This is a genomic window from Bacteroidota bacterium, from assembly GCA_016718825.1.
GTDB lineage: Bacteria > Bacteroidota > Bacteroidia > J057 > JADKCL01 > JADKCL01.
Map to the genome: position 1 here is coordinate 39,818 of JADKCL010000067.1, position 12,659 is coordinate 52,476.

4 protein-coding genes are annotated in these 12,659 nt (G+C 53.9%); all 4 read left to right on the forward strand.

Annotated features, from left to right (window positions below; all coding sequences use genetic code 11):
* Positions 1-11: 11 nt before the first annotated feature.
* The 4 genes from IPN95_30575 to IPN95_30590 all read left to right on the forward strand — a co-directional run bounded on the left by IPN95_30575 (position 12) and on the right by IPN95_30590 (position 12,581).
* The gene (locus tag IPN95_30575; protein MBK9453659.1) at positions 12-5,021 is read left to right on the forward strand and encodes a PKD domain-containing protein; all 5,010 of its coding nucleotides are present in this window, start codon (positions 12-14) and stop codon (positions 5,019-5,021) included.
* Positions 5,022-5,170: 149 nt separating this feature from the next.
* Positions 5,171-6,001, forward strand: a complete 831-nt coding sequence (locus tag IPN95_30580) for a type IX secretion system membrane protein PorP/SprF (protein MBK9453660.1) — start codon at positions 5,171-5,173, stop codon at positions 5,999-6,001.
* A 65-nt stretch (positions 6,002-6,066) separates the two neighbouring features.
* Positions 6,067-8,433, forward strand: a complete 2,367-nt coding sequence (locus IPN95_30585; GenBank protein MBK9453661.1) for an OmpA family protein — start codon at positions 6,067-6,069, stop codon at positions 8,431-8,433.
* Positions 8,434-8,540: 107 nt separating this feature from the next.
* A complete protein-coding gene (locus IPN95_30590; protein MBK9453662.1) occupies positions 8,541-12,581 on the forward strand; it encodes a PKD domain-containing protein in 4,041 nt (1,346 codons plus the stop codon).
* The last annotated feature ends 78 nt before the right edge of the window (positions 12,582-12,659 follow it).

Sequence of the window (12,659 nt, forward strand, 5' to 3'; positions counted from 1 at the left end):
TGCGAAGCAGCATGAAAATATTAAAAACGGGCGTTGTGGGATTGCTAATGCTTTGGCTTTGGTGGCCAAATCTGGCCAATGCACAATGCACAAAGCCGACCTACCTCCAATCGGTGACGGTGACCAACCCCAACCTTACGCCACTGACCAACTACGTGGTGAAGATGACCATCAACACCACAGCTTTGCAAGGAGCTGGCAAGCTCAACAATAAGTTCGGGTTTGTATTTTACGACTCCGATTGTGCAACACAATTGCGGTATTGGCCAAGTGATGCGGACGCATTTCCTAGCACCTCAGCCTCCTACTACGTCAAGATTCCGAGCATTCCAGGAGCAGGGAGCAAGACAATTGTGATGTACTATGATGCGGTGACAACCTGCTCCACGGCAATTGGCAACGTATTTTCCTTTGTAGGGGACACCGCGGCCATCGGGATCCCTGTTGGATTTTCAGCAGCCACCACGTGGGAACTCTCCAACCGCACTTTCCCAGCGAATTCGCAAACTTTTCGTTGGCAGGTAAGGGCAACAGGGACAGGAAATTTTCGCCCCAAGACGACCTACAATGTCTCCGGTACGCAGTACGTTCAAGCAGAGGGGACATCACGTGCCATCGCTGTTGGCATGAACCGATTTGTCCAGGAATTGGATGTCGATGCCGGCGGACATCCGGGGTTTTTTACCACTGCATTGCTTCCGATTGGCGAAAATTGTGGCCTTTGTAACACCTTTGCTACGGGTAGTGGCGACATTCCGCCGACCTCAGCACCCTTGATTCCCTTTGCCAACAACGCCAACCAAGCGCGCGTCGGCGTCTATTATCGCCCCCGTGCAGCTGCCGAACCTACCGTGGCATTTGGATCCGAATTTAACCGCACAACCCCAGTCACAATTAGCCCTGCAGGGCCGGTGACCGCCTGCGAAGAGGACATTCTGAACTTCACTGCCTCCTCGCCCTATATCAATTACCGTTGGTATGTTGACAACGTATTTCAGGGTGCAAATCCCGCCATTACGAAAACAATCAACACTTCTGGTCTTTCCAGTGGCGTCCATGTCCTGAAAGTCGTGGCCTATACCAGCGCATGTGATTCGGTAGAAGCCACCAAAAACCTCACCATCAACCCAAGGCCTGACATCAATAGCCTCAGCCCGGACAATGGTTGCCAGTTTTCTCAATTGACTTTTGGTTCCAATATTGGCTTGAATGGTTCGACCTTGGTTGCGCACGATTGGAACTTCGGGGATGCAACTACAGGCACCGGCGCTACGCCAACCCACGCCTATTCAGTCGCCGCATTGTTGAATGTCCGTTTGATTGTGACGACCAACTTGGGTTGTAAAGACACCCTGACCGAGCCGATCGAGGTGTATCCCAAACCGACCATCAACACAGTCACCGAAACCGACATCTGCTGGCCCAATGCAGTGTTGTACAGCAACAATACCACGATCCCCAGCAACTGGAACAGCAGCACGATTTCGACCTTCGAATGGCGCTACGGCGACGGGAACAACGGTTTTGGCAGCAACAGCAGCCATGCATTTGCAGTGCCCAATCAATATGCCGAGTCGCTGATCGTCACCACCAATGTCGGTTGCAGAGACACCTTGACGGGCTCCGTAGACGTTTGGCCCAAGCCCAACATCATCTCGGTTACGGATCCGAATATCTGCTGGCCACAAGCCGCTAGTTTCAGCAACAATTCCAATATACCCAACAACTGGAATTCAGCCACGATCCAAACCTACGATTGGCATTTTGGGGACGCCACCACAGGACTGGGTTCGGTGACGACGCACCCTTATACGATTCCTGGATTTTACAATGACAGTCTTGTCGTCGTGACGAGCGATGCCTGCCGCGACACCTTTGCCGAAACCATCAGCATCTGGCCCAAGCCGGAAATTGATTCGGTAACCGTACTCGACCAATGTTGGCCCAACGGCACCAATTTCACCGGCTTCCACCACATCGCCAACAACTGGAACAGTGCCGCGGTCACGATTCACGACTGGCGATTTGGCGATGCCACGACAGGCAATACCAACCCTGTCTTCCATACCTACGTTTTGCCCAACAATTACACGCATACGCTTTTCGTAGAAACGGGAAATGCCTGCCGCGACACCTTGGTCGACCAAGTCAACATCTGGCCCAAACCTTCGATCAATTCGATCACGGAAATTGATATCTGTTGGCCCAACGATGTCGCCTTTTCCAACAATACCACGATCCCCAACAATTGGGATGCAGCAACGATCGCACAATGGGATTGGCGCTTTGGCGACGGACAGACGGGCAACGTCCCGACGCTGTTGCACAATTATGCGGTTCCCGACCGCTACTTCGACACGCTTTACGTCCGCAGCTCCGACAATTGCCGCGATACCCTCACAGGTTCGGTCGACGTCTGGCCCAAGCCGCAGATCGACTCGATCATCACAGCGGACGTTTGTGATCCCGAGACGGTCTTCTTCACCCAATCCACGCAGATTCCAGATAACTGGAACAGTGCTACGATTCCATCGTATCTCTGGGACTTTGGCGATGGCAATACCGGCACAGGCGCAAGCACCTCCCACCAATATGCCATTCCGGGTGCGTACACAGTGCGCCTGATCGTGGTGACAAGTGACGCTTGCCGTGACACACTGCTCAAGACGGTCAACGTCTACCCCAAACCCACCGCCCAGTATGCGGTCGGTGACATCTGCTACGGTGACAGCTTGCTCCTTTTCAGCGGATCGACGGTTTCCAACGTCCTGGGAACCTTCATTGCAGACCATCAATGGATGTTTGGGGATGGCGACAGCAGCCATATCATCAACCCGACGCATTTTTACAACTTCGACGGATCGTACACAGTGACGCTGGTGACGACCACCAACCACGGCTGCAAAGACACCTTGGTGCAACCGCTGACCGTTTTCCCAAAGCCCAATGCCTCATTCAACTTCCCGCGCACCTGCCAACCCGATGCCGTGAATTTCATCGATGCATCGACGGTGAGTTCGGGTACGATTGCGGTTTATGATTGGGCCTTTGGAGACGGCGGATCCTCCTTGTTGCAAAATCCTTCGTATGCGTATGCCGCCGCCGACACCTACCTCGTGCAGTTGATCGTGACAACAGACAACGGCTGTTTGGACACCTTGGAGCGTGCATTGGTCTGGAATCCCAAGCCTTCAGCGCTGTTTGATTTCCAGAATGTTTGCTTTCCCGATAGTATCGTTTTTGCAGATCAATCCACTTTGCAATTCGGGAATTTCTTGCGCTGGGAATGGGCCTTTGGAGATGGCAACACCTCCCTTGTCCAAAGTCCGACGCATCAATATGTGACGGCTGGCAGCTACAATGTGCAATTGATTGTGACTTCCGATAGCCTCTGCATGGACACGTTGGTTTTGACGGCGACTTCGAATGAAAAGCCTAGCGCCAATTACAGCCCCAATACCATTTGCTGGCCAGACAGTGTGCCCTTCCAAGACCTCACAACGATCGGCGGACAGGCACAGGTCACGGGATGGCAATGGGTATTTGGCGATGGCGACACTGCTACGACGCAAAACCCTGTACATTATTACGTCCATCCCGATACGTTTGATTTGCAGTTCATCGCATGGAGCGATTCGGGTTGCACGGATACGTTGGTTCAGAAATTTGTGGCCTTCCCCCGTCCCGGCTTGCAATTGGGACCCTATTTGCAGTGGCTTTGCCCATTCAATACCGTCACACTTCATGCCGGTCCTCAGTTTGTGAGTTACAACTGGCAAGACGGCGCGACCGATTCGGTGTATGTCGTGAGCGTTCCGGGCATCTATACGGTGACCGTGGTCGATACCAATGGCTGCGTCCAAAGCGACACGGTCGATTCGCCATTGGCACCCAAGCCGGTTTTGTCCGTGGCGCCAAATGATACCGTTGAGTTTTGTGTTGGCGAATCCATTTCTGTCGACGCGCAAACGTCCTTAATTTTCTCCTACATCTGGAACAACGGCATCACAAGCAGCGACTTGCTCATTGATTCGGCAGGCACTTATACCGTCATCGGCTGGAATCAATATTTCTGTTCGGATACTTTGGATGTCGTGGCGATTGAGAATGCGCTGCCGGTGCCTGACCTTGGAGCCGACCGCGAACTCTGCGCCGGCGACACCGTGACATTGGATCCGGGTGTATTTGACGGCTACGCTTGGTCCACGGGTTATACCGCCCAAGTGTTGAGTGTCTGGTACAGCGGATCTTTTGCGGTCACGGTGACAGATGGCAATGGCTGCGAAGGAACAGACGTTGTGGAAGTGGTACGCCACGAATTGCCGTGGATCAACCTTGGAATCGACAGTTCGCTTTGCGCCGGAGATCAAATGACCTTCGATGCAGGGGCTGGCTTTTTGAACTACTTCTGGCCAGCGTCGGGCGAGACAACCCAAAGCATTGTCGTCGACAGTCCCGATTCGATTTCAGTCATCGTCACCGACATCCATGGCTGCTCCAACGAAAGCAATGTGGTTTGGGTGAGTGTGGATCCACTGCCCGCACCGGCGATCATTACCAAGGGCGATATGGAAATCGATCTGGTCTCTTCCTCCGAGGCACAGTATCAATGGTACCATGACGGCCAAATTGTGCCGGGAGCCACCAATCAGGCGATTACCCCGACGGAAAGCGGTAATTACCAGGTGATGGTCACCGATACCAACGGGTGCAGCATGATTTCCGGAATCTTCCATCTGGATCTGGACATCTACGACGCCGAAATGTACCAAGGCATCAGTCCCAACGGCGACGGCGTCAACGATCATTTGACCATTCCGGAGATCGAATACTATCCCGACAACCAATTCATGGTGTTCAACCGATGGGGGGCGCAGGTCTTCGGCCGAAAGGCTTACTTGAATGAATTCGACGGCCGTGACGATGGCGGACGCGACTTGCCGGATGGCGTGTACTATTATGTGCTTGACCTCGGAAATGGTTCCAAGCCGGTGAAGGGTTACTTTGTCATCAACAGATAAACGAGGGAAGGAACAATGAAGCATCAAATTACAACATTGAAGCAACTGCGAATCCCAAGCTTGACGATTCTCGCACTCACGCTCGCACTCACACTGTCGCTCGCGCCCTCAGGCGCAAAGCGCAGCAGGAGGCCCAATACAGCCAATACATGTTCAACAGCCTGTTCATCAATCCTGCCTACGCAGGTAGCCGTGATCAGGCGAGCATGAGCCTCATCGGCCGCAATCAATGGACCGGCTTTGCCGGTGCTCCCCGCTCGGCGGCGTTTGCCCTGCATGGCCCAAGCGCCAGCATGAAAAGCGGATTCGGCATGATGCTCACCACCGACGGCATCGGCCCGATCGCCTCCACCGGTCTCAGCGCGCAATACGCCTACCGCATCAAACTCGATGCCGACCATACCTTGGCCTTTGGCTTGCAAGGTTCGCTCGACTACTACCGCACCAACTTCGGTGGCTTGCATTTGGAGGACGAAACCGACCATAGCTTTGCCGGACAGGATGTGCGCCGATGGTTGCCCAATGCGGGCGCCGGCATCTACTTCAATGGCAAACTCGGCTACCTCGGTGCAGCTGTTCCGCGTTTGATCACCAACCGACTCAGCCCCACCAATGCCGATACGGTTGCCCGGCAAGCAAGACATTGTTTTGTCACCGGCGGACTCGTGCTGAAGATCAGCGACAATGTCAAATTCCGGCCGAGCACCTTGGTCAAGGTCTCCTCGGGAGGCGGTGCCAACATCGACCTCAATGCCAGTTTCCTCTTCAAGGAAAAATTGTGGCTGGGAGCAAGCTGGCGCAGCGAGGATGCCGTCGTCTTCATGGTCGAATTCTGGCCGACACAGCAACTGCGCCTCGGGTATGCTTATGACCTGACCACGTCTGCACTGCGCACCTACAATACTGGTTCCCACGAACTTTCGCTGGGCTTTGATTTTGCATTCAAAAAAGGAAGAGTCGTTTCCCCAAGGTATTTCTAATCATGTCAAGGATCTCCAAAATCATTTTGTTGTGCGCCGTTTGGGCGGGGGCTTTTTCTTTTTCAATGGCCCAGAATCCTGCTTTCAAGAAGGCAGATCAAATGTTTGAAGCCGAGGCCTACCCTGCCGCGGCAAGGTTGTACTTGCTCAAGCTGGAAAGCGAAGGGTTTGATCAGCAGGCCTGTGAGCGTCTTGCCAAGTGTTATCTCAACACAGGCAATATGGAAGAAGCTGCCAAATGGTATGAAAAAGCCGCGACCAATACCAAGCGTGCAGATGTCGCCTTCGAATACGCACAAGTGCTCAAGACAGGCGGCAACTACAAGCGCGCCGCGGAAATGTTTGACAAATACGGCGAACTCTCCCAGAAGTATGACGAGGCCCGCTTGCAGGCCGAAGCCTGTGAGCGAATTGAGTTGATCAAGGGCGATGGCAAAGGCTGGAAGGTCAATCCGACGAACCTCAGTGGGGCGGAATCGGATTTCGGACCGACTTACCGTGGCAATGAATTGGTGTTTGCCTCAGCAAGGAAGCGTGGATTTTTCACCCGCATCCTGAATTTGCGCAACGAAAACCTGTTTTACGATGTGTACATGGCGCCGATCCAAGGTCCGGTGACATTCGGCAAGGCCAAACTTCAAAAAGCCAGCCTCAAGACAAGGTTTCACGATGGTCCTGTCGCCTTCAGCCGTGACTTGAACCGCGCACTGATCACAAGGAGTAACATCAAGCATGGAAAATTGCAGCGCGATGCTCAAAAAAGGGCTCATTTGCAGCTTTTTTCGGCCACGTTGAGCAAAAACAAGTACAAAAACGAGGTGTTGTTGCCGTTTAACGGCGATGCGTATTCGACGGGGCATCCTGCGCTGACACCTGACGGACAAATTTTGGTTTTCGCATCCGACATTGCCGGCGGCCAAGGTGGCAGCGACCTGTATTGGAGCAAGTGGGAAAACGGCGGATGGACGACGCCACAGAATTTGGGCAGCGATATCAATACGCCCGGAGACGAACTGTTTCCCTTCATCACCAATACCGGCATGCTCTGGTTTGCTTCGAATGGGCATCCCGGACTCGGTGGACTCGACATATTCTTTGCCGCTGCGAATGGAAAAGGTGGCTGGGCGAATGTCAAAAATCCGGGTGGACCACTGAATTCCGGAAGGGACGATTTTTCGATTTGTTTTGACAACCGCGGGCAAGGCTATTTTGCCAGCAACCGTCCCGGTGGCAAGGGCGAAGATGACATTTACCATTTTCAACGGATCATCCCCGTCGAGATTATCGTGACCAACGAAGGCACAGGCGTGCCTGTGGAAGGTGCCGGCATTCGCATGCTGAGCAGCTCGGGCAATGAAATTCTCTTGAATACCGATGCCGATGGCAAAGCCACCAACTACCTCGATTGGGGCAAAAGCTACAAATTTGAAGTCGGGCGAGACGGCTACCGCTCCGGCACGGCGCAACTCGATGGCACAGGAGAACAGAGCGTCGGCGGACAGGAAGTGCGGGTGAGCCTTTACAAATTCCCGACGGTCGCGATCGATGGAAATGCCAATTCGGAGAAAACCAATACAGGAATTGCCGATGCGCAAGTGCGTTTGGTAGGAGAGCAACGTGAGCAGTCATTCGTCTCGGATGGCAAAGGAAAATTTGGCGGAAGAGCAGATACTGCCAGCGTCTACACGGCGATTGTCCAGAAGACGGGCTATTTCCCGGCTTTGTACGACTTCTCAACTTATGATGCCAAAGGGGATTTGGTCGTGCCCGTTTGGGTGACCATGCGCGAAGGTGGTTCGGTACTGGTGGAAGGCACAACCGTCGACAAATCGACGGGCGCCATTTTGCCGGAAACCAATGTAAGGGCCATCACATCCGAGAATGAAGTGGTCAGCGGACCGCGGAAGTCACGGAAGGATGGAAAATTTTGGCTTGTTATCGACCGCAGCAAAACCGCGGACCTGCTGGCATCCCGCGACGGCTACTTTTCCGCCCGGGTGACCATGCCAGACAATAAACTCCTGAAAGCGGATTCTGTAGCGGTTGTCAGAATCGAAATGGTTCCCGCCAAGGTCGGCGAACTCGTCAAGATCATTTATTACGATTACCGCGAAAGTTATTTGACCGTCAAGGCCAAAAACAACCTCGACGAAATCGTCTACTTTTTGTTGGACAATCCCAACGCGGTCGTTGAACTCAGTGCGCATACCGACAGCCGCGGCAGCGACGAATTCAACAATACGCTCTCTGAGGCGCGCGCAAAGGCCGCTGTCGACTATGTCATCTCCCGAGGGGTCGGGGCAGATCGCATCAAGGCCAAGGGTTATGGCCGCAGCCAACTCATCAACGATTGCATCGAAGGGAAAGAATGTACCGACGAGCAGCATGCCCCCAATCGCCGTACGGAAATCAGGGTCACAGCGATTAAGTGAAAAGTGAGTAGTTAAAAGTGAAAAGTGGATGGGGTTGTTTTTGAGGGAGTTGTAGGGTGTTGCGGGGATTAGAATTGGTTATTTTATTGGTAGTGAACAGTTTGGAAATGAGAATAGATCACATCAACCGAAATCTGGGGCGTTTTTTGCCTCTAGGGACCTTGCTGATTTTGCTGGGCAATGGCTTGTTCGGGCAAAATCCAACCATTGATCCCCCGCGGGATTGGGCAACGACCGTCGGCGGTGTCAATTTTGACTTCATTACCGATGCCGTAACCGATGGACAAGGCGGACTCTATGTGACGGGTTATACCAACAGCCCCAACTTCCCGACGACGCTTGCCGGAAGTCCGGGCGCTGGCTACGATGCTTTTGTGGCGCGCTTCGACAGCCTTGGGAACGTGCTTTGGAGCACCCGCTACGGTGGGTCGGGCACGGATTATGGCAATGCCATTGCCCGTGATGCCGCAGGCAACATTCTCGTAGCGGGCAAATTGGGCGGTCAAGGCACCTTTGTCACCGACAGTACATACAAAGGAACGGGTGACGATATCCTTGTCTTAAAACTCAATGGATCGGGTGCTTTCATCGCAGCGTTGCGTTATGGCGGATCCGCCGCAGATGAAGCGGTCGGCATTTCCACGGATGCCAACAATCAGATGGTTGTCGTCGGCAACAGCAGCAGCAGCAATATCCCTACGACGAACGTAACCTACAACGGCACAAGCGGAGATGCTTTTGTCTTGCGTTTGCGCAGCAACCTCAGCCGTCATCTCGCCTTCCGCTATGGTGGAAATTCCTTTGACAAGGCCAATGATGTGGTCATCGACAGCCAAGGCAACTTCTACGTTGCTGGCGAGACGGGAAGTGCAGATTATCCGCAGACGATCAGCACCTACCAAGGTGGCGGCGGGGCCAAGGCATTTGTGATGCGCTTCGACAGCTTGGGCGCGCGCACTTGGGCGCAGCGTTATGGGGGCGCAGGTGTGGAGCGCGCGTATGCGCTGGAACTGCCCACAAACGGAGGCCTGCTTGTGGCGGGCTATACGACGAGCACCGATTTTCCGACGACCATCAACGGATTGGGCGGCTCTGGACTTGACGCATTTCTCTTGCACCTCAACCTTGACGGCACCCGCGACTACGCACGCCGCTTGGGGGGCAGCCTCGACGACCTTTGCCTCGATATTGCAACGGATGCGTCCGGCAACGTCTTCATGGCAGGGGAAACCCAAAGTCTCAACTTCCCAAGCACCAACAACCGCTTCAAAGGCCAGGGCCGTGACCAATTCCTTGCCAAATTCAGCCCTGCAGGTGCCTTCGAATGGTCATTCCCCTACGGAGGAACACAAAACGACTTCTCCGGTGGCGCACTCACATCGACCGCGGCAAGCCTCTATCTTGCTGGCCATACCCAAAGCATCAACTATCCGCAGACCTTGACCGGCACCGGTGGTACGACAGCCCGCGGCGCTGTCTTGCGTTTGCGTGACTGCCTCGGTCAGGACGCCAACTTCAGCTTTCAACATGTCTGCGAATTTGACACCGTTCATTTTCAGAACCTCTCCGTGAGAGGCACATCCGACACATTGGCCTACCGTTGGTGGTTTGGGGATGGGGACAGCACCGATGTGATTCATCCCTCACATTATTATGCAGTTCCCGGCATCTACCAAGTGACTTTGCGCGTGACGAGCCCTTGCGGAGTGGATTCGTCCATCACCCAATCGGTCAATGTCTATCCCGGGCCCCGCGCCGACTGGACCCATGCCAATGCCTGTGCCACGCGCTACACCGATTTCATGGACAGCACCACGTTGGACACCATCGTCGGGAGCTACGAAGACGATTGGACTTGGGACTTTGGCAATGGTGACAGTTCGACCTTGCAGAATCCGACTTATATCTATCCTGCACCCGGCACATACACGGTACATTTTACCGTCATGACCAACCATGGCTGCGTGGATACTGCGGCGCATACCGTTGTCGTGCACCATCGCCCTTATGCTGATTTCCTGACTTCGGATGTCTGCTTGCGTGACACGGCCTTTTTTGCCGACAGTACCCAATTGGCTGGTGACAGCCTTGTTGCTTGGTCTTGGGACTTCGGCGATGGCAACAATTCGACCGTTCAGCATCCGAATCACCTCTATTTGGTCGCCGATACTTTTGTCGTGGACCTGATTGTCACCACCAATGAAGGTTGCACGGACACGGTTTACAAACCCATTAAAGTGCTGCCACTGCCGGTCGTAAACTTCGGGATGACTGCCATCTGTTGGCCCGATACCGTTGCCTATTCCGACAGTAGCACCATTGTCGGGGATTTGATTTCCGCCTTCGAATGGCATTTTGGAGACAGTTTTTCCGATACCCTACAAAATACCTGGCATGCCTATGCTGCCTCAGGAACTTATGATGTCGTCCTTTGGGTGTACACCGCAAGTGGCTGCGCAGACAGCTTGCTGCAATCCTTGAAGGTGAACGACAAGCCGACCGCGCAATTCACCGCGCAGGATGTCTGTTGGCCGGAGGCGATGCAATTCAACGACGGCTCGTCGGTGCTTGCAGACAGTCTTGTTATGTGGAACTGGACCTTCGGAGATAGCACGGGAGATACCGTCCCAAGCCCAAGTCATACCTACGTCGTTGCGAATACCTATTCCGTGAGTTTGGAAGTGGTTTCCGCCTTTGGCTGCCGCGACACGGCTGTTCAAAACGTGACCGTTTTCCCAAAACCCGATGCCTTCTTTGCCCCGGCAAATGTCTGTTTTCCGCTCCCGATGACCTTGGTCGATGGTTCGACGGTACAGGGCGGTACCATCACGCAATGGCAATGGGATTTCGGTGACGGTACGACGGGCTTCCTTCCTTTTACTGCGCATCCCTATGCCAACGCCGGTGTTTATCTCGTGACGTTGGCGGTGCAGTCTTTGGATGGTTGCCGGGATACCATCATGGATTCGGTTGAAGTTTACCCGCAGCCGGTTGCCGATTTTGTAACGGAGAATGTCTGTGATGGCGATACCGTGTTTTTTACGGATTCCTCGTCCATCAGCAGCGGCACGATTGATACCTACGCCTATACATTCGGGGATGGCAATGGTTCGGCCTCGGCTGACACGGCTTGGGTCTATGCCCAACCTGGAACGTATGTGCTTTCACTGATGGTCACAAGCAATCACAATTGCATCAATATGGCCTTTGGCAGTGTGACTGTGCATGCCTTGCCAGATCCGCAGCCGGCTGTTGTTGGTTATGCAGACATCTGCATAGGCGACACGGTTGTGTTGCAGGAGGCGCAGCCGTTTGCCCAATACGAATGGGAAACGGGAGAAACGACTAGTTGGATCAGCCTGCAAGGACGCAGCGATTGGGTGGTATTGACCGTCACGGATAGCAATTCCTGTGTGAATTCCGACTCCGTCGAGGTGAGATTCCATCCTGTGCCACGTCCAAATGCTGTGATTACGCCTGGACCGGAGGTGTTTTCCTGTTCCAATGATTCGCTGTTTCTCAATGCAGGCGGATCCTACTTCAGCTATCTCTGGAGCAATGGATCGACCAACGACATGCAATATGTGGCGCAATCCGGCCCGCTTTCGGTTTTGGTTTTCAATGGTTTTGGTTGTGCAGACACGTCTGATACGGCGATGGTCACCATCCTTGCCGCTCCGACTTCACCTGTGGTGACCCAAAACGGCAATGTGCTGACGTCTGACTCTGCCTCCGCGTACCAGTGGTACTTTGAAGGCTTGCCAATTCCCAACGCGACCGGTCAGGTGCATACCGCAACGGCCACCGGCAATTATGTTGTGCAAATCACCAACGCAGCGGGTTGCTCCGAGTTTTCCAATGCGGTTTCGATGTTGGTAGGGACAAGTAACCTCTTCGTCTCTGACTTTACGGTTTTCCCTAACCCGTTTGGGAATCAAGTGCGATTGACCGGCTTGCTGAAAAAGGGTGGTGAATTGGAAATCAAACTTCTGAGCACCACAGGCCAAGTCGTGAAAATCGACTCTGTTTCGGTAGCTGCGGGAGCTTTGGATGTGAATCTGGAAACCTCATCATTACCTGCGGGCTACTATTTCTGCGAAATCACGCTGGGTGCGGATCGGATGTTGAAGGCAATGGTGAAGCAGTAGGGGTAGGGGGGGGGGGGGGGGCGGTGCTTGCGGGGGGGGGGGGGGCGGCTGCGTACCGGCAAAGAACTCGAGCAAAAA